Annotated in this window: 17 protein-coding genes; 7 read left to right on the top strand and 10 right to left on the bottom strand. The window is 41.2% G+C overall.

The genetic code is table 11. The features are described 5' to 3' along the window. Positions 1-62: 62 nt before the first annotated feature. The gene (gene yjgA / locus ACRWQL_RS08635) at positions 63-593 is read right to left on the bottom strand and encodes a ribosome biogenesis factor YjgA (protein ID WP_226411671.1); all 531 of its coding nucleotides are present in this window, start codon (positions 591-593) and stop codon (positions 63-65) included. A 147-nt stretch (positions 594-740) separates the two neighbouring features. On the opposite strand from yjgA, the gene pmbA reads away from it, so the two are divergent. Continuing rightward, entirely contained in the window at positions 741-2099 is a 1359-nt protein-coding gene (gene pmbA / locus ACRWQL_RS08630; protein ID WP_434930663.1) for a metalloprotease PmbA, read from the top strand. Between the two features lie 96 nt (positions 2100-2195). On the opposite strand, the gene ACRWQL_RS08625 is transcribed toward pmbA, so the two are convergent. The 5 genes from ACRWQL_RS08625 to cutA form a co-directional block, all read right to left on the bottom strand. Then, entirely contained in the window at positions 2196-3224 is a 1029-nt protein-coding gene (locus ACRWQL_RS08625) for an aldose epimerase family protein (protein WP_434953108.1), read from the bottom strand. A gap of 41 nt (positions 3225-3265) precedes the next feature. After that, on the bottom strand, positions 3266-4411 hold the full coding sequence (gene galK, locus ACRWQL_RS08620) for a galactokinase (protein ID WP_434953107.1): 1146 nt from the start codon (positions 4409-4411) through the stop codon (positions 3266-3268). A 194-nt stretch (positions 4412-4605) separates the two neighbouring features. After that, positions 4606-6285, bottom strand: a complete 1680-nt coding sequence (locus ACRWQL_RS08615; protein ID WP_434927968.1) for a cation:proton antiporter domain-containing protein — start codon at positions 6283-6285, stop codon at positions 4606-4608. A gap of 170 nt (positions 6286-6455) precedes the next feature. After that, entirely contained in the window at positions 6456-8321 is a 1866-nt protein-coding gene (locus tag ACRWQL_RS08610; protein ID WP_434953106.1) for a protein-disulfide reductase DsbD, read from the bottom strand. Then, the gene (gene cutA / locus ACRWQL_RS08605) at positions 8318-8641 is read right to left on the bottom strand and encodes a divalent-cation tolerance protein CutA (protein WP_226411661.1); all 324 of its coding nucleotides are present in this window, start codon (positions 8639-8641) and stop codon (positions 8318-8320) included. The genes ACRWQL_RS08610 and cutA overlap by 4 nt, the downstream gene beginning before the upstream one ends. 204 nt (positions 8642-8845) lie before the next feature. Here cutA and ACRWQL_RS08600 point away from each other — a divergent pair, with 204 nt between their 5' ends. Then, complete coding sequence (locus ACRWQL_RS08600) at positions 8846-9400, top strand: FxsA family protein (protein WP_434930659.1); 555 nt, start codon at positions 8846-8848, stop codon at positions 9398-9400. 125 nt (positions 9401-9525) lie between these two features. Here the strand turns inward: ACRWQL_RS08600 and ACRWQL_RS08595 are convergent, their stop codons facing one another. Continuing rightward, positions 9526-9942, bottom strand: coding sequence for a hypothetical protein (locus ACRWQL_RS08595; protein ID WP_434939760.1), 417 nt, complete (start codon positions 9940-9942; stop codon positions 9526-9528). Between the two features lie 68 nt (positions 9943-10010). Further along, a complete protein-coding gene (locus ACRWQL_RS08590; protein ID WP_434953105.1) occupies positions 10011-11378 on the bottom strand; it encodes an MATE family efflux transporter in 1368 nt (455 codons plus the stop codon). A gap of 207 nt (positions 11379-11585) precedes the next feature. Between ACRWQL_RS08590 and ACRWQL_RS08585 the strand changes: the two genes are divergently transcribed. The 4 genes from ACRWQL_RS08585 to ACRWQL_RS08570 all read left to right on the top strand — a co-directional run bounded on the left by ACRWQL_RS08585 (position 11586) and on the right by ACRWQL_RS08570 (position 15801). Continuing rightward, positions 11586-11876, top strand: coding sequence for a co-chaperone GroES (locus ACRWQL_RS08585; RefSeq protein WP_011639076.1), 291 nt, complete (start codon positions 11586-11588; stop codon positions 11874-11876). Between the two features lie 56 nt (positions 11877-11932). After that, a complete protein-coding gene (gene groL / locus ACRWQL_RS08580; protein WP_434927975.1) occupies positions 11933-13570 on the top strand; it encodes a chaperonin GroEL in 1638 nt (545 codons plus the stop codon). A gap of 496 nt (positions 13571-14066) precedes the next feature. After that, complete coding sequence (locus tag ACRWQL_RS08575; protein ID WP_434953104.1) at positions 14067-14825, top strand: DUF6236 family protein; 759 nt, start codon at positions 14067-14069, stop codon at positions 14823-14825. Between the two features lie 739 nt (positions 14826-15564). Next, positions 15565-15801 (top strand): helix-turn-helix domain-containing protein, encoded by a 237-nt coding sequence (locus ACRWQL_RS08570; protein ID WP_434953103.1) that lies wholly within the window; start codon positions 15565-15567, stop codon positions 15799-15801. 44 nt (positions 15802-15845) lie between these two features. Here ACRWQL_RS08570 and ACRWQL_RS08565 read toward each other — a convergent pair whose 3' ends face one another. After that, a complete protein-coding gene (locus ACRWQL_RS08565) occupies positions 15846-17036 on the bottom strand; it encodes a GGDEF domain-containing protein (RefSeq protein ID WP_434953102.1) in 1191 nt (396 codons plus the stop codon). Between the two features lie 533 nt (positions 17037-17569). After that, positions 17570-18061, bottom strand: coding sequence for a TIGR00645 family protein (locus ACRWQL_RS08560; RefSeq protein ID WP_226411640.1), 492 nt, complete (start codon positions 18059-18061; stop codon positions 17570-17572). Positions 18062-18395: 334 nt separating this feature from the next. On the opposite strand from ACRWQL_RS08560, the gene ACRWQL_RS08555 reads away from it, so the two are divergent. Then, positions 18396-18833, top strand: coding sequence for a hypothetical protein (locus ACRWQL_RS08555; protein WP_434953101.1), 438 nt, complete (start codon positions 18396-18398; stop codon positions 18831-18833). The last annotated feature ends 399 nt before the right edge of the window (positions 18834-19232 follow it).

The raw sequence follows: 19232 nt of genomic DNA, 5'->3' as shown, positions 1-19232 counted from the left end.
TAAGGTAAATTGCTGTTTACTACTTACTCAGTCCGTTTAATAACACCCCAGCCAAAAAATGACTAAGTTATTTCACTGCGCAAGTATTTAAACAGTTCTTTGGCTGATTTAGACTCAGGGCCTTGGGTCAGCTCTTTATTGGCTTGACGCACTAATTGACGAAGCTTTTGACGATCAAGTTGTGGATGGTCATCCATCAATGTTTGAACTTCAGTGTCACCATTAGTCAACAAACGATCGCGCATTTTTTCGAATATCTGTATTTGCGCAGCTTCATTATTGTTCTTATTCAACACTTTATCCAGTGCTGCTTCAATAGGTTCGTGATCAAAGTTACGCATTAATTTGCCTATGTACTGCAAATGACGACGATAAGCTTCAGTTTTTTGCTTAATGACTTTGCTTTTTAGCACAGCATCGTACAAAAATTCGTCTAACCCCATTCTGTCTAACTGCGTTTTACTTAGTGCCACCAAACGCATGCCTAACGCCTGCGCCTCTTCACTTTCTTTTTTAAATCCAGTACGGCTGACGTATTCTTCATCGTTGTCATACGGTTGCTGAAAGTGCTCAGAATCACCAACAATTTTCATAATCTTAAACCTCAAATAAATATCTGCTAATGATAGCATTTATTTTGCAGTTGTATCGGGGAAAAAAGGTCAGCAAAACGTGTTGTTATCAATCGTGAAATGAATTTGCTATGCTAGCGTTAATTTAGGCCATTTAAGAGACTATTTGTGACTTCTCATCAAGCACCTCCAGCCACTATTGACAGTGAATTATCGGCATTAAAGCAAGCAGTCAGTGTTGCGCTTGAATACGCCAAAGAATTAGGCACTACTGCGGCGGAAGTCGCCATTAGTAAGCAGCAAGGCCTGTCAGTTTCTACCCGTAACAAAGAAGTTGAGACCGTCGAGTTTAACAAAGATGGTGCTTTAGGGATTACTGTATTCCGTGATGGCCGTAAAGGTAACTCCTCTACTTCAGATTTAAGCCCAGAGGCAATTAGACAAGCCGTTAAAGCGGCCGATGATATTGCCAAGTATACCTCTGAAGATCCGTTCAGTGGTCTGGCGGATAAAGCCTTGATGGCACAAGATATTCGTGATTTACAGCTATATCATCCCCAAGCATTAACCGCTGAAGAGTTAGCTGAGTTAGCTATTAGGGCAGAAGAAGCCAGCTTATCAACCGACCGTCGTATAAAAAGCTCCGATGGCGCCACAGCCAATGCCCATACCAGTGCCAAAGTGTATGGCAATAGTCATGGCTTTTTAAATGGCTATTGTAGTTCGCGTTACAGTTTAAGTTGCGTGGCGATTGGTGAAGAGTCTGATGGCAATATGCAGCGCGATTATGACTATACCGTTGCCCGTAAGTATCAAGACTTATTAAGCCCTGAAGCGGTTGGTAAACAAGCAGCCAATAAAACCCTTAGCCGTTTAGATGCACGTAAAATTGCCACCGCGAAAATGCCGGTACTGTTTGCGCCTGAAATAGCCACTGGCTTGATGGGACATTTAATTGGTGCAATTAGCGGCAGTAGTTTGCATCGTAAGTCGAGCTTCTTGCTCGATTCAATTAACACACAAATTTTTCCTGAGTGGTTCAATATTGAAGAGCAACCTCACTTAATAGGCGCATTAGCGTCAGCCAATTACGACAGTGAAGGTGTTGCGACTCAAAGTAGAAAAATTATTGATAATGGTTCATTAGCGACCTATTTATTGACCAGTTACTCGGCGCGTAAATTAGGTTTGACCAATACAGGTCACGCTGGCGGTATTTATAACTGGACGCTTAGCCATACAGATCAAACCTTTGATGATTTAATCAAAGCGATGAACACAGGTTTGATTGTCACTGAAGTGATGGGGCAAGGCGTTAATGGCGTAACGGGCGATTACTCCCGTGGCGCTGCAGGGTTTTATGTTGAGAACGGTCAAGTGATGTTCCCTGTGGAAGAAATCACCATAGCGGGTAATTTAAAAGACATGTTTATGGGGATTCAGGGCGTGGGTAAGGATCGTGATTTACGATCGTCGATTCGCACTGGTGGCATTTTACTCAGTGAAATGAAGATCGCAGGTAACTAATACGGTCTGACTGACATGACCGTTAGCAAAAGTGATTTAAACAAATAAGGGTAAGTGAAAACTTACCCTTATTTAATTTTATTGATGACTAAAGGTTTATTCTATTGAAAACTCATAACGTGAAATATGGTGATAAACTTCATTTGGCATTAGCCAAGCATTACCCGGTAAATCAGGCTGATTAGGTGAGTCTGGTAGCATCTGCGGCTCAATGCATACCGCTTGATGGTCAACTAATATCTGCTGCTTTTTAGCCACTACACCGTTTAGGAAATTAGCACCGTATAACTGCACCCCAGGCTGGTTGGTATACACCGTCATACTGGTACCGCTTACCGTACTGGATAACTTACCAAAACGTTGTAATTCACCCCCGGTATTATCCATTACATAGCAATGATCAAAACCATTGGTTGCCAAAAGTGCAGGGCGTTGTGTTTGTACTGCCATTGAGGTTGTGTGAGCTAAATCTAAATCGCTGCCCGCGGTGGTCAGTAATTCTGTGGGTATACCCACCTCATTCATGGTCAGGTATTGCCTAGCATCAACTTGTATTTGATGGGTAGTATTGGTCACACCGCCGTCTAAATTAAAATAACTGTGCTGGGTGAGGCTAACAGGGCAGGCTTTATCTGTTGTGGCTAACATTTCAACATACAAATTATTACCGACTAATCGGTAATCTAATTGGACTCTGCAATTTCCTGGAAATCCCATATCGCCATCAGGACTGTGTAAGGTCAAACGCACCCCGTCACTTGTCGTCCCCAGCTGCCAATGCTTACGGTTAAAACCTTCCATACCGCCGTGTAAACAGTTAGTTGCCTGGTTAACACTTAATTGATACTCAGTACCGCCGTGGGACATTTTGCCATTGGCGATGCGATTGGCGTATCGACCTGCAATAGCCCCAAGGTGGGCTGACTGAGTCAGATAATCTGCCACACTGTCACAACCGAGTACCACGTTTTGGCGCTCACCATTTTTTGTCGGTACCCACAATGATCTGATAATGCCGCCTAAACTTAAAATTTCCACTGCGATTGTGCCATTGTCTAAACGGACTCGTTCAACTTCTCCACCGCGGGGATCTTGCCAAGATTCAAGCACACTAAAACGTACCATTGAGGCCTCTCTTATTATGATGTGTTAGATTATTTTCGGGATTATTTGCTTATCCTGCCTGCGCCAGCACTGGCTGAACATAAATGGATTTTGGCTTCTAAGCCTGTTTTTTGGGTATATTGTTGCTCAACTAAATTGATCACATTATCTGTTAATTCATGCTCGATTAACGCGATAACACAGCCGTCGCTCATACGCACACCGCCGCGTTCACCTATGTGCTCGGCTATCATTGACACCAATATATCGACTTCAGGTAATATCACTTCAAAATCATCACGCAATGACTGGTGAGATTGCGTCATTAATTGGCTAAAGCGGGCGATATTATTTTGCTCAAAGGCACGAGCAACATTGCTGGCGCGGGTATTTTCAGTGATAACGTGGCGAGCGCGTCTAAATTGCTCAGATGACAAGGTGTCTCTGCGTTGCTCTAGGTATGAGGATGATAAATCGCGTAAGGAATCTAAACCTAATAAATCAGTAATGATGGAACATTCTTTTTTACGTTGCTCAAACTGCACCATAAAGGCTTTACGATTAATGCCGGGGTCAATCACGATAATGCTTAACTCTTCAGGAATTAATACAGTTTCACTTTCTAACTCTAAACAATCAATTAATAAGGCGTGATCTTCAACGGCTAACGCGCTGATCATTTGATCCATAATGCCACAGTCATGGCACATGTATTGGCTTTCACCACGTTGAGATAATTGAGCAATGGCTAATGGTGACAAATGTAATTGGCTGGCATAACTGATGGCGGTACCAAAAGCGACTTCTAATGCCGCGGATGATGAAAGGCCCGCGCCCAATGGCACATTGCCCACAATCGCCAAGTCCAAGCCTTTAGCGTGCAGGCCAGAGGTGTGCATCGCTGAGGTGACACCTTTTAAGTAGTTAGCCCAATCGTCATTAGAAGACACAGTGCCTTCTTCGCCAAAGTGCCATTGCTTAATTTGTCCTGGAAAGGCATCTGTTACCGCGCGAAATAAATCATCTTCCCGGTGTTTTACTGCAATTACGGTATGAAAATTAATTGCTGCGGGCAGCACTAAACCTTCATTGTAATCTGTATGCTCACCAATAATATTCACCCGCCCTGGTGCTTGGTATAAATCGTCCGCTTTTGTGCCGAAAGTTTGCACAAATAATTTGGTAGCACGTTGAGCAGGGTTAGACATACTTCAAAAATTTCCGACAGACAGTGATTTAAGTTATTACTTTGATTTATATCACGACTTTGTAGCTGCTGTAACTGAGATTTTTTTCACTATCTGAAAATTGAAAATACGCTGACAAAAACAAAAACGCCCCGAGAAAATTCGAGGCGTTATATATTGACTATTACTACCTTAAATGACGCAAGTGTTTAGCACTAAACTTGGCCATTATTGGTTGAACTGCTAGTTGAATCAGTTGCATTATCCTGCATAGCCTCACTGGCAACCTGCTCCGCACGGTTAACCTTTTCTTGAGGTTCATCAAGATGCTCGTAAATTACATGATCAACAAAACCAGCACCTGCGGCTTCATAAAGGTTATAGGCACTGTCGACTCCTGCTGCATTAAGGGCTTCTGCATCTTCGGCATATTGTACAATCGCGCTGATTTTTCCACCGTAGTTGAGCTTTTTAAGTTGCTCTACGGCAAACAAATTACCAACGTGATGGGGGATGGCCAGTAATACCAGTTCAAGATTAGGCGCACGTTCTAGTTTTTCCCAAAAGTCAGTGTCACCAGCATCACCTTGGACGACATTACGGCCCTGGCTGCGGTGAAAGTCAACTAACTCCTGTTTATGCTCAATGCCTAATATTTCGCCATCGAAACGCAGACGCAATTCATCATAAGCACCACTACCAATACGGCCCATACCAAAGATTAAAAATCGCGGATTACCAATTTTTATTTGACGATCTTCTGGATGTAATGGATGTTTCTCAAGTTTGACTAAGTGGCTTTGGAAATGCTGATAAATTTTATTCACACTGCTGTTAAGCGGCGCAGCAAACAAAAAGCTAATACTTAAGGCAACGGCAATAATGATTAACCATGATGCTGGCAACCAGCCTTTATGCGCCGCTACTGCGGCGACAATTAATCCAAACTCACTGTAGTTAGCCAGATTAAAAGAGGCTAATAGTGAGGTGCGCGAGCGCAACTTAAAGCGAGTGAGTAAATACATAAACATGGCTATTTTTACTGGTACTAGCATGACTAATATGCCAGCCAAGCCAATATCTGACCAGGTAGGTAGCCCATTTAGGCCTATTGTGAGGAAGAAGGCGACTAAAAATAGTTCTTTAAAGTAGTACATGGATTTAGCTAATTCAGACGACTTTGCATGGCCTGCTAGTAAAATACCAATAATTAATGCCCCTAAGTCGGGCTTCAAGCCTACGGCTTCAAATAACCAAGCGCCGACCACTAATGCCATCACTAGGCCAAACAGCACTAACATTTCACTGTGGCCCACTTTGTCGAACACTTTATAAATAAGCGGTCGAGCAAAGGGTAATAACAATAATCCTAGCGCCCAAATAGAGGGCACATCGCCTTTTGATATGGTTAAAAACACCACAGCGAAGATATCTTGCATAATCAAGATACCAATAGCGACACGACCATACAGTGACTTCATATCACCATTATCTTCGATCACTTTTACCGCAAATACAGTACTTGAAAAGCTTAATGCGAACGAAATAAGCAGTAGTTGATTAAGGGTATAGCCTTCTAGTTGTTCTAACCCCGCCATGCCTAATAATTTTAATATCGGAATGAAAAAGATAATTGAACCAATTAAATGAATGCTAGAAGTGGCCCACACTTCGGCTTTAAATAAGCTTTTTAAATCCAGCTTTAAACCTATTGAAAATAGCAGTAAGGTCACGCCTAAATTAGCGAGTTGTTGTAAAAGAGGCAGGCTGGTGTCTTGAATACCAAAAGTGAATAGCACAAACCCAGCAGCTAAATAACCAATAAGCGGCGGTAAGCCCACTTTACTGACCAAAAGCCCACAGAGTAAGGTGATAATTAATATGGCCGGTTCCATAGCACTCCATCATGGTGAATTAAGGCAAAGATGCTTAACATTGTATAAGAAAAACTAGCATTTGGGGAAAATGATGCTCATAAAACAAAACAAGCGACCTGAGTGAAAAGTCGCTTGTTTACATTGGTAGATGTTTATTGTGTCGATATTGTCACTAGCTAAGAGGTTGTTTACTCTTTAAGCAGTAAATCCAAGTGATTAGCGAAATCTTTAGGGCCCATAAAGCCAGTGACACGAAGATCATCACGGATATCACCGTTTTTATCAAACATCAGCAAAGTAGGTAAACCAAGCACACCGTAATGCTCAAGTAACTCGATATCAATAGCATCACTTTTGGTCACATCGGCTTGCAAGATAACCATTTTATTCATGCGTTCAAGCACATCTGCATTGGCGAATGTAATCGCTTCAAACTCTTTACAGGCGACGCACCAGTCAGCATACAAATCTAACATGACAGTTTTACCACTGATGCTGGCTTTATCTAACTCAACCGCTAAATCATCTAACGATTTAATCTTAATAAAGTGGTGCGCATCAGCTTGGGCTGTACCCTTGTTCGCCGTTTGGTTAACCCCGGGCACCTGGAAGCCAAAGTGACTCATCACAGCTTGAAAACCATAGGAAAAACTGGCAAGTAACGCGAGTAATAATAATACTCCACGAACAGACTGCTTCCAGTTAAAGTCGGTTAACTTGTTCTGATGCATTAAATAACCGACTAAGCTAACAGCCCAAATTGACCACAATACGTCAGACACCAGCCCTACCCAAATACGACCAATCATCATGATTGAAACCGAAATTAGCAAGAAGCCGAAAATAGTTTTGATAACATCCATCCATGCACCGGCGCGAGGGAGAATTTTGCCACCGGAAGTACCGAGTACTAATAACGGCACGCCCATGCCCATGCTTAATACATAAAGGGCGAGGAAGCCCTGTAATAAGTCCCCGCTTTGAGCCACGTAAATGAGTGCGCCTGATAACGGTGCAGTCGTACAAGGCGATGCCACCAAGCCTGAAATCACCCCCATAAAGAATACGCCAATCAAGTTGCCGCCTTTTTGGTTGTTTGACATGGCGTTCATTTTTTCTTGCCACTTTGACGGCAGTTTTAAATCATACATGCCAAACATAGATAAGCTCAGCAACACAAACATCACCGCTAAGAAAATCAAAATAGCAGGGTGTTGCAACGCAGCTTGAAACTTCATGCCGGCACTGGCTACTACTAGGCCCAATAATGAATAGGTAATCGCCATACCTTGCACATAAGCCATCGATAACGTGAAGGCTTTTGCAGTAGACAGTTTTTCACCCTGGCCGACAATAATACCCGATAAAATAGGGTACATTGGGAACACACAGGGTGTTAACGCTAGACCAATACCTAAACCAAAAAAGATCGCCAAGGTCCACAGTAAGCTGTCATTTTGAAGCATTTGGCTTAAGGTGTCTTGTTGGGTAATTGGGCTTTTAGTTGCTTGTTCAGCCGTGTCGTTGATCGATACTTCTGGTGCGCCAATGACTTTTTTAGCTTGAGCCACTTTGCCATCGTTAGCGGCAACTTCCGTTAAAATCACATCACGGGTGGTTGGCGGATAACACAAAGTCCCTTCCGCACAACCCATAAAGGTCACTTTAAAAGTGCCTTCTTTACTGGCTTGTTTAATACCAACAGGGATTTGGACAAACGAGTAAAATACCTCTTGTTCGCCAAAGTATTCGTCGTTATGGATTTTTCCGCGGGGTAAATTAATCTCACCAATAACCGCGCCGTCGGCTTTAAAGGTCAGTTTGTCACGGTACATGTAGTAACCGTCAGCAATCACCCAGCTAATGAGTAACTGATTGCCTTGCTGCTTAAAATCGAATGAGAATGCTTCATTAACCGGCAATAGCTCAGGTTCACTGCTTAAAAAATCAAACTTACTTTTACTAAATACCCCTTCACTTTGCACCAGTGGTGAGAAAGCGATTGAAGACAGTAAAAGTAAAGATGTTAAAACAAAGGCGAATATTTTTTTCATGATTGAGTGGTTTCTTTTATCCATGTTAAATAAGGCGCTAACCCATGAGTAATAGGGGTTGCGATTAACTCTGGTACTTCATAAGGATGCAATTGGATCACCAATTGTTCAATTGCTTGATAATGTAACGCGCGACATTTTATCTGCAATTGTACCTCTTGAGACTGACACACTTGGTTATCCCAATAATAAACCGACACAATAGGTTGGCTAATTTGCACACAGGCAGCAAGCTTGGCATTAATCAATGCCTGGGCGATACTATCGGCAGTGGCCTTATCGGGACAGGTTGAAAAAATCAGTAAATAATCAGCTTCCATTGTATCTCGGTTAAACTTAACGTTAGCTTAAGCTAAAATAGTCAATATCGGCTTACTGTACGATTTTTAGCAACAGATTTCACTGTTATGTTTGAAATTCGTGACGTCTCTTGAAAATAGACCGGACAAACCCCATATAGCTTTCATCGACAGCAGATTATTTGCCAGTTATTGGGTAAACATCATTCTTATATCGAGGTTTACATGTTTTTGATTTTATTATTAGTGTTCGTTATTGTACCTGCCTTAGAACTGTCGGTATTAATTCAAGTTGGTGATGCACTTGGTGTATGGCCAACCATCGGCCTAGTATTTTTTACTGCCATTGTTGGTGTGTCATTGGTAAGAAGCCAAGGTTTGAACACCCTAATGACAGTGCAACAAAAAATGGCACGTGGCGAAGCGCCAGGACAAGAAATTGTAGAAGGCATGATGTTAGCGGCCGCCGGTGTATTGTTGTTAATTCCAGGCTTTGTCACTGATGCGATAGGATTATTGTTGTTAACCCCTTTTACCCGCTCGCCTGTGGCGGCATTTATGTACAAACGATTACAGTTGAGGGTGATGGCTAACGGCGGAGTACACGGTGGATTTGGTCAGCAAGGTCCGTTTAATCAAGGTCCATTTGGACAAAACCCTTTTGAGCCACCGCGTGATCAAGACAACACCTTTGAAGGGGATTTTGAGCATAAAGACGACCCAAGCCAAAAACGTCCAGAAAGCCACCAAATAGACAATAAAGACGATACTAAAAAGTAATTTATCAAAGGTGTGAGCTAAAGTGATCAGCGCTCTATTACTTCACTTATTCTTTATTTAATATTAAGCCAGCTTATCGCTGGCTTTTTAGTGACCGATTATTATGCAGCGCTTATACAGCATAGCTATTTATCGCTGCTATTTTTACCGCTAATCTTTTTATCATCAGTCTTTGTACCAGCAAGATAGGCAGTCACAATGCTGGTTAACCAATTAGCGACAAAAATCCAGGTGATCCAGGCGGCGACTTGCGCAGCATCACCTTCGGGCGCTTGGGTTATTTGGGCGTAAATTGCACTGTATTCTAATGGAACTTCGCCAGCTAAAATTTTCTCTGATATCACCTGCGCCCGCTCAATGGCAAAGTTCATTAATACCAGCACACACCCCAGCGATACTGCCATAAAACCCATGCCTTGCCATTTATTACCCAGCCACATTTGCCCACTGCCCGGCATAATAAATGCTGACATCAGAGCCGCTTTAAATGGGCGCTTTATACCTGAGGATTGATCCGTTTGTGGGGTGTTTTGAATCGTCATAGTATGCCTATGCAGTAGTGTAGAAAATGAGTCGATGACATTAGTCGATGATATTTAGTCGATAACACTTAGTCTATAATAATGGGAGTCGAGCGTGTCTGTTGATTTGGCTCAGTAATTTTGGTTGCCAATATATAACAGGCTATCCCCATTAGGGTGTTTGTTACAGGTAGCGCCAACATCAAGCCTTTAACCCCACCAATGTACGAGCCTAACGCAGCTAAGGGAAGCATTAACAACATTAAACGGCATAAATTAATCACCAAAGAGCTCATTGGACGATGATACGCATTTAAGCTGGTGGCAAAAATAATCACTATGCCCAGCGGACCATATGCCGCTGGCAACGCCATAATATAAAAAGTCAGCCAATCAATAACCACAGGGTCGTTAGAGAATTGCTGTGCAATTGGATGGGCAAAAAAATACATCGGAATATACAACAGGGTTTGAAATACCAAGATAAACTGCAACGATTTAAGTAACGCTGCTTTGGCACGAACATGCTGTCCAGCGCCTAAATTTTGCGCAATAAAGGGCATTAAACTTGATGACAAAGCCATTACCACCAGCAGCAATACCGACTCTAAGCGCATTCCCGCGCCAAATGCCGCCACACCTGCATGGTCTATACGGGCTATCATGGCCATCAAAATACCATTGGCAATGGGGTTAATTAAATTCATTAATGCCGCTGGGCGAGCGATATGCGCTAGGGCGCGCCAATTGGCGACCATACGGCTGCGGACTAAGCTGGCACTATGTAATAACTTACGTTTAAATATCAGCAATCGGCCCGCAAGCAACAGCGCAATAATCCAAGATAATGTGGTAGCAATGGCAGCCCCTTGCACTTCTAAGCGTGGAAAAGGCCCTAAACCAAATATTAATAAGGGATCTAGCACCAAGTTGACAATAGCCGCCAACATCATAATTTTAGCAGGAGAGCGAGTATCGCCAGTGGCGCGTAATGCTTGATTACCCACCATCAGCACCACTAAAGCTGGTGCCCCCAAATACCACCACATCATATAGTCATGAATGTAAGGCATACTGCGATCATTCGCGCCCAGCAAGGTGAATAATGGCTCAATCAGTAAGCCACCCATTAGGCACAATAAAGTGATAATCGCAGAGGTTAATACTAAGGTATCGAATAAAAAAATTTTAGCTTGTTCTGCATGGCCAGAGCCAATAAAACGGCCTAAATTGGTGGATACACCGGCACCTATGCCGATACCGATACTGACAATCACTAAGGTTACCGGAAAAGTAAAACTGACCGCCGCTAAGGCTTCTGTACCTAGCTGGCTAATGAAATAGATGTCCACCAAGCTGCCACCCAGAATGGTTAGAATACCAATCAGGTTAGGCAGGGTCATGTTAAACAGAACACGACCAATTGGTGCACTAAGCAACCCGTGTTTATCTTTCATGGTGACATCGCTTTGTAATGAAGGATGCGAATTCTATCAGGGTTTGCATAGCTTTAATAAAACAGACTTAAAAATTCTGTAGTTTTTTTATTGTTAGCCCTTGGAAGTGTGATGGATCACCCCCATATATCAACCATCAAAGGGTAAAAGCCTTTTCCATCAAAACCGCCTCGATATTGGGCATAAAATCATTAGGAGAGTTCATAGATGAATATTCGTCCATTACATGACCGTGTTATCGTTAAACGTTTAGAAGTTGAATCTAAATCTGCAGGTGGCATCGTGCTTACCGGTAGCGCTGCTGAAAAGTCAACTCGCGGTAAAATCCTTGCTGTAGGCAACGGTCGTATCTCAGAAAATGGCACAGTGACTCCGCTTGACGTTAAAGTGGGTGATGTTGTGATCTTCAATGAAGGTTATGGCGTTAAAAAAGAAAAAATTGACGGTGAAGAAGTGTTAATCCTGTCAGAAGCAGATCTAATGGCTGTTGTAGGCTAAGCCTCCAGTATTATTAGACTTTCTACTTCAAAACTCATTTAAAGGAACATCAGAACATGGCAGCAAAAGAAGTATTATTTGGTAACGATGCACGCGTAAAAATGCTTGCAGGCGTTAACATTTTAGCTAACGCAGTTAAAGTAACCTTAGGCCCTAAAGGTCGTAACGTTGTTTTAGATAAAAGCTTTGGCTCACCAGTGATCACCAAAGATGGTGTGTCAGTGGCAAAAGAAATCGAACTAACAGATAAGTTCGAAAACATGGGCGCGCAAATGGTTAAAGAAGTTGCTTCTAAAGCCAATGATGCAGCCGGTGACGGTACCACTACTGCAACAGTATTAGCACAAGCAATTGTTGTTGAAGGCCTAAAAGCCGTTGCAGCGGGTATGAACCCAATGGATCTTAAGCGCGGTATCGACAAAGCGGTTATTGCAGCCGTTGCTGAGCTTAAACTACTTTCTCAAGAATGTTCAGACACTAAAGCGATTGCTCAAGTTGGTACTATCTCTGCTAACTCTGACGAGTCAATCGGCGACATCATTGCAACTGCAATGGAAAAAGTCGGTAAAGAAGGCGTTATTACGGTTGAAGAAGGCCAAGCGCTTGAAAACGAATTAGACGTTGTTGAAGGTATGCAGTTTGACCGTGGTTACTTATCACCATACTTCATCAACAAGCCAGAAACTGGCAGCGTTGAATTAGACAGCCCATATATTTTGTTAGTAGACAAAAAAGTGTCTAACATCCGTGAATTATTGCCAATTCTTGAAGGTCTAGCTAAAACCGGTAAGCCATTATTAATGGTTGCAGAAGACGTTGAAGGCGAAGCATTAGCCACATTAGTGGTAAACAACATGCGTGGCATCGTTAAAGTGGCTGCTGTTAAAGCACCTGGTTTTGGCGACCGTCGTAAAGCAATGTTACAAGACGTCGCCATTCTAACTGGCGGTACAGTTATCGCAGAAGAAATCGGTCTAGAGCTTGAAAAAGCGACCCTAGAAGATTTAGGTACAGCTAAGCGCGTTATCATCACTAAAGATAACACTACCATCATCGATGGTAATGGCGATCAAACGCAAATTGCTGGCCGCGTAAGCCAAATCAAACAACAAATTGAAGAATCAACTTCAGACTACGACAAAGAAAAACTTCAAGAGCGTATGGCTAAATTAGCTGGCGGTGTTGCAGTAATTAAAGTTGGCGCAGCAACAGAAGTTGAAATGAAAGAGAAAAAAGCCCGTGTTGAAGATGCATTACATGCAACTCGCGCAGCGGTAGAAGAAGGCGTAGTAGCAGGCGGCGGTGTAGCCCTTGTTCGCGTAGCAAGCAAAATTAAAGATGTTGAAGTATTGAACGAAGACCAAAAGCACGGTGTGGTAATTGCCCTACGTGCCATGGAAGCGCCTTTACGTCAAATCGCAACTAACGCTGGTCAAGAAGCATCAGTTGTGGCTAACACTGTTAAAAACGGCACCGGTAACTTCGGTTACAACGCCGGTAACGACACTTACGGTGACATGTTAGAAATGGGTATCCTAGACCCAACTAAAGTGACTCGTAGTGCGCTACAGTTCGCTGCATCTATTGCAGGTTTGATGATCACAACAGAAGCGATGATTGCTGAAGTACCACAAGATTCTGCGCCAGATATGGGCGGAATGGGTGGAATGGGCGGAATGGGCGGCATGATGTAATCTAACTGGTTAAAATGGGTTATAGCTGCGTTACTTTGCAGCTCGTGTAGAAAAACGCTACACGTCGCTACAAAAAGCCTTGCTCTAAGCCCATTTTTCCTGCGTTAGATGATTCTTGTTGATGTTGGTCTGAAGCCTAAAAGCTAAAGCCAGATTAGTTGTAAAAGAATTGAAAGCCCCGATACCTAACGGTATCGGGGCTTTTTGTTATGGGTTATTTGAATTTTTATGTACTGACGTTGTTTACATTATAAAAAGTGTACCGAGTTACACTTTTTGTGTGGTTGACGGTTTAAAATCAAATAAAGTGTAGATTGATACACTTTGATGTTGAATAACCTCATATTCAAGAACTGTACATTTGTTTAAAGATACTGTCTTGCAGCCGAAGCCCCAAACGGTGTTTGGATTATTAAACTTAAATCTATATGTTGTTGTGGAATAATACTTGGTTAAGTGAGATATTTTTGAAGATGATTACTCAGTAAGGTTACAGATGACGACTACTCGTGGATTAATGATTACTCAAAAGATTGATGCTACTTCCTCAGGGTTCATGATGAATGGTGGATTAGATGCACAGAGCCTTCGGCAGTACCTTCTTTTTTGGGATCATCTAGTATGCCCCCAAAGTAATATTTTTCATTTTGGTATGGGGGATGATTTTGAATATTTGATGAATGTAGGTATAGCTAAGTATTTAAGAGTGAATTTTAGTGGAAGTACTAATACTGGGGCAGCTTTTTGGCGATCGTTGCAGGATCAAGCTTTTAATGAATTGTCGAATGACAAAAACGTTGGATGGACTCTGGCATCCAGTATAAAAATGTTAGGGCTAAGTGAAGATAAACAAGTTAAACATGAGGCATTGTGTTTTAAGTTAATCGATGCTTTAAAAGTGTTTACCCCAGAAGTTCCTCTTCCTGAAATTCTTGAATTTAAGCTTAAGCGTCAGGATATGCTTCTTGAGTTTAGAGATAGCATGGATGAGCTTAAAGATAGTGTAATAGCGTCGTCAAATATCGTTGAGTCATTCCAACGAAAACAGAGGAAGGTTGAAAAAGATATTATAGAGTTGAATCAATTGATCGATGAAACCAAATACCCTTCTGTACGTCGATGTGCTTTAGATGTTTTAACGGTTGAAGGCGCTTTAGGTTTCACTTCAGCGATACTCGCTGAGTTAGGTATTGGAAATGGATACGGTTTAGCTTTAAAGGGTACATCGATGATGGGGGGATTGGAATTAGCTTAATGAGGCATAATGCCCCAGTAAAACTGCCAGCTCATTTAAAACAATATGCTTATGTTGCATGTGCAACGAAAGATCTTGTTTAGTTAAATAGTAGCCTGGTCAACTGAACTCTGTCACCCTAGTTAAGTTCTTTAAGCTACTTCTTTTGAAAAATTTGGGTAGAGTAAACTTTTTATACTGCATCAGTCATACGGTTAAACGCAGCCATAATCTTGGCTCTTCATGGGTTTTGTGCTTACTCACTTTGGTATTTTTGCTGATGCATTGAATTTAGTGAGGGCTGTTCAATTTCTCCATTCTCCAAAAATCAATTACATCATTGTCTTTCGCACGGTACACCATCATAGTCGGAGCATTTAATGGTGCCTGTCATTATTAAATTTTGTTGAAAGTGTTAAAAGGCGTTGGGTTAGGCTGATGCTCAAAAGATGAACCATCAGCATTTGTGAGACGACCGTCCATCCCATGGACGGGGTGTTCGAGCCCTCATGGATGAGTTTACGGCGTGTCGGAATAAGTGGGGTCAGATCAAAATTTCTGCCTAAATATCCACATATCCCCATTATAAAGTCAGATAACACAGATGTGATGTGGATGAGTAAATGCCACATAATTTGTCGTTATCTATATTGATTTTTATCAATCTTAGGGTTAATTTCACAGTCTGTAGTGATTACATTTAATTAACAAATCACTAAATAATCGAATAGTGTAATAACTTACACTTTGGACTAACGTTATGACACCTGCACTAAATCAACAATCCTTGGGTTTACTCATTAAAGAAACCAGAAAACATGCGGCACTGACTCAAGATGTGGCGGCTATGCTGTGTGGCGTGACCAAAAAGACCTTGATCCGTGTAGAGAAAGGCAATGATGTTTATATTTCGACAGTGTTCAAAATTCTTAATGGATTGGGGATTAGCATTTTGGCGGCGCAGCATAGTGACGTTGATTCTAAGGGCTGGTACTAATGATAAATAAAACTGTAAAATTGTCTTTAATGCAGAGTGTTCTATTACGCAACTACAACACGATTACGACCAGCTGACTTTGCTTCGTACAAGGCTTTGTCTGCTCGATCTAGTAAGCTGTGAACAGTGTCTTTTAACTCATATTGTGCAACACCTAAGCTGATAGTTAGCTCCATTCCTTGAATATTATTGCTGGCAATAAACTGGCGTAATCTTTCGTTTAACTCCATTGCATCGTCTAAGGTGGTATTAGGCAATATCACCACAAATTCTTCGCCTCCCCAACGTGCTAATAAATCATTACTGCGCATTTGGCTTTGCAGTAATTGTGCTAGCTCACACAACACTTTATCACCCACAAGATGACCATGATTATCATTCACTCGCTTAAAGTGATCGATGTCGATGATGGCAACCGAAATAGGATATTGAATTTGTTGCGTCGACTTGGGTAAATGTGAAAATGTATCGTTGTTTTGCGATTTACTGTCAATGGAATATTGATTCGCCACCACCAATGACGATTGTTTATTTTCTTCACTCAACGATGGCGTTATTTGAGTCGAATTAACTTCAGGAGTGGTGAGTAATTTATCAAGAATAACGTCGAGTTTATCACGGTTATATAACCCTGTGAGTTTATCTGTTTCGGCCATTTTCTGGATTTCTATGTTGCGTAGAGCAAGCTTTTGATAGGCCGAAAAGCGAGTTTTTTCATAAAATCTAAATATTAATATTTGCGCAATACATACCTCGATAACGTTAAATAATGATCCCATGGTAAACATGACAGGCTCTGCATGTTGTATTTGCTGATAGACTAATAATGCACACATGGTAAACGTAATTGATGAAACAACTGTTCCCCATGTGCGTCCAATAAGAAAAAATGAAAATGGTGGGATTAATGTTGCCCAAAATAATGAGTGTGCGTAACCTTTCGCTGTGATCAAAAACAGCATTATTAGGCTGGCAACCATAATAGTGACAGCCCATGAAGTTGTTTTTACCTGTCCTGTTTTGCGAAAATGACAGTAAATACTTAATGTCACTAATAATCCGAAACCATCGAGTAAGGCATATTCATAGCTCTCAAAATAAAATAGATTAAGGAGGCTTAGAATTAAAAAGTAGCTGGAGGTAATGAGTAATAAATGTTCGATTAAACGGATGCGCCAGTAATCGAGATGATCAGGCGGATATTGAGGAAATTGTTTGTACCAATATTTTATCATAAAGACGTTCCGTGTTTGATGAGCTCACGCGGTACGGCGAACCTTGATAGCAATTTACGATGTTAAAAACTGAGTCATAATCTTAAGACTGACTATAAATTAAAAATAATCTTCATAAAGTGGATGATGTTAATACTAAATCATGGCACAAATTTATCGTTCATCAAGTATGACTGTCAGTAAATATGGAACAAGCGTTATCGACACACCTCTAACTTGTTACCTCATAAAGACATAAAAATACTGAGCTTTGATCGTTTGTTGATAAAAACCACAACATAATAATTTTTTACCGATATCCGAATAAGAGCGGCCATAGTGAAGGTCATAAAATCACTCATAATTTTTGGCCGTATGGTTGTTATAGGAAAAGCTTAACGCCATCCGAAAGTGACGGTTTCAGTGGTTTTGTGGTTGATGTTATTCCCTAGGCGAGGGCGCAAAGAATGGTTAAAAATGATGAAGCGGATAGTTTTTTGTCGCCTCGAATTATGTGGGGTCAGCATAAACTCTCTAACCCCGTTTTGCTTTTGCTATTTTGTACGCGTAATTTTGTCCAAATATCCCATAGCAAAAGCCGATAACACGAAGGTGATGTGGATGAGTAGATACCACATGATCTTGTCGTTTTCGATATTTTCGGCATTCATAAAGACTTTAAGCAGGTGGATAGATGAAATTGCCACAATAGACGCGGCCACTTTGTTTTTAAGCGAACCAGAATCCATCTTGCCAAGCCAGTTCAGTTTTTCACTGTCTTCACCGACGTCCAGCTGTGAAACGAAGTTCTCGTAGCCTGAAAACATCACCATAATGAGCAGACCACCCACTAAAGTGATATCGATCAGTGATAGGGTTACCAGTATTAAATCGACTTCAGCCATTTTGAAGATATTGGGTATGATATGAAAGATCTCCTGGAAGAACTTTATGCCTAAAGCAAATAAAACCAGGCTTAATCCCAGATAAATCGGCGCCATTATCCAGCGCGATGCATACATCAGTTTTTCAAACACTTTTTCCATAAAAAACTTAACCCTTCAGATAAAATACGCTAGAAATCAATCGAGCTAACTATTTTTGAATAATAACATAATGAACCTTAACTGTGCTTGCATATAGTAACAAGCTTGATGACGTCTCGTGAGTAAGTATTGCTGTAGTAATCTGTTTCAATGTTTGATATTCACAATATAAGTTACTTGATGTAGTCGGTAGGCTTTTAGTATTAAACTCAAGTGGATGCGATACTTTTTTCAATGAATTTATCGTTATTTTGAGAATGATCAATCTCTAGTTTTTCAAGGTTTAAGTGCCAAGGTCGATATAAATATTATTCAGCTTTGGAAGGGGCAACCATTGAATATTTCAGGCTTAAATTCACCGAGTTCAATAATAGATAATCTGCAAAAGCGGCAATTACGAGTAAAGCCTACTATTACGCCGCTGGGTATATCGCTTGCTCATTCTGCGAATACTGAAGATAAGGTCTCTATTTCAAATGAAGGGCAGAAAAAATTGTCGGCGGAATTAGGTTCGGCGATGGACAAAAATGTAGTGATTTCTGGTGGTTCGAAGTCAGCTGACGGTGATGAGGTCGATACGCGCACTGAAATAGAAAAGAAGATTGATAAGTTAAAAGAAGACATAAAAGAGCTTCAAGCACAACGAAGGGAGTTGATGGGTGATAATTCGGAAGAAGCCGAGTTGCAGCGAAAAAACTTAGATCAGCAAATCACTATGCTCAACACACAACTGATGACCCTGTTTAAAATGCAAAAAAACGAAAATAGATAGGTTTCTGTAAAGTCGCTGTTAGTTTACATTTTACAGAAAATTATTTACAGGCTCATGCGACTAACCCGCTTTACGATATTTCATCCGCTTTTTTAGCCTGATTTAAGTTTTCATCTACTTTGAATGATGTGGTCTTGCATCATGTGGTCCAAGTATCAAAACAGTCAGCCTCAATATTGATAAAAATTTTGCTAAGGCAAAATTACAAAACACTAACCTGTCTTCGGATTAAAATGCCTACATCCTCTTTTGTGAGTAATAGTGAATCAATAATAATCTTTTCAATATGATGGTCTAACACTTGAAACACCCAATTGAGCCCTTGTTTACTATGATGTTAAAGTGATGATGTTAAAGTGATGATGTTCAAATAGAGTTGAGACATTTTCACAGCTGAGT

The sequence above is a fragment of the Shewanella sp. HL-SH4 genome (assembly GCF_051164845.1).
Taxonomy (GTDB): domain Bacteria; phylum Pseudomonadota; class Gammaproteobacteria; order Enterobacterales; family Shewanellaceae; genus Shewanella; species Shewanella glacialimarina.
This window is presented reverse-complemented; position numbering and strand designations above follow the sequence as displayed.

Excerpts from the sequence above, each read along its gene's own strand:
- yjgA (WP_226411671.1), bottom strand. The coding sequence starts at position 593 with ATGAAAATTGTTGGTGATTCTGAGCACTTTCAGCAACCGTATGACAAC.
- ACRWQL_RS08625 (WP_434953108.1), bottom strand. The coding sequence starts at position 3,224 with ATGGTACGTTTTAGTGTGCTTGAATCTTGGCAAGATCCCCGCGGTGGA.
- galK (WP_434953107.1), bottom strand. The coding sequence starts at position 4,411 with ATGTCTAACCCTGCTCAACGTGCTACCAAATTATTTGTGCAAACTTTC.
- ACRWQL_RS08615 (WP_434927968.1), bottom strand. The coding sequence starts at position 6,285 with ATGGAACCGGCCATATTAATTATCACCTTACTCTGTGGGCTTTTGGTC.
- ACRWQL_RS08610 (WP_434953106.1), bottom strand. The coding sequence starts at position 8,321 with ATGAAAAAAATATTCGCCTTTGTTTTAACATCTTTACTTTTACTGTCT.
- cutA (WP_226411661.1), bottom strand. The coding sequence starts at position 8,641 with ATGGAAGCTGATTATTTACTGATTTTTTCAACCTGTCCCGATAAGGCC.
- ACRWQL_RS08600 (WP_434930659.1), top strand. The coding sequence starts at position 8,846 with ATGTTTTTGATTTTATTATTAGTGTTCGTTATTGTACCTGCCTTAGAA.
- ACRWQL_RS08595 (WP_434939760.1), bottom strand. The coding sequence starts at position 9,942 with ATGACGATTCAAAACACCCCACAAACGGATCAATCCTCAGGTATAAAG.
- ACRWQL_RS08590 (WP_434953105.1), bottom strand. The coding sequence starts at position 11,378 with ATGAAAGATAAACACGGGTTGCTTAGTGCACCAATTGGTCGTGTTCTG.
- ACRWQL_RS08585 (WP_011639076.1), top strand. The coding sequence starts at position 11,586 with ATGAATATTCGTCCATTACATGACCGTGTTATCGTTAAACGTTTAGAA.
- groL (WP_434927975.1), top strand. The coding sequence starts at position 11,933 with ATGGCAGCAAAAGAAGTATTATTTGGTAACGATGCACGCGTAAAAATG.
- ACRWQL_RS08575 (WP_434953104.1), top strand. The coding sequence starts at position 14,067 with ATGACGACTACTCGTGGATTAATGATTACTCAAAAGATTGATGCTACT.
- ACRWQL_RS08570 (WP_434953103.1), top strand. The coding sequence starts at position 15,565 with ATGACACCTGCACTAAATCAACAATCCTTGGGTTTACTCATTAAAGAA.
- ACRWQL_RS08565 (WP_434953102.1), bottom strand. The coding sequence starts at position 17,036 with ATGATAAAATATTGGTACAAACAATTTCCTCAATATCCGCCTGATCAT.
- ACRWQL_RS08560 (WP_226411640.1), bottom strand. The coding sequence starts at position 18,061 with ATGGAAAAAGTGTTTGAAAAACTGATGTATGCATCGCGCTGGATAATG.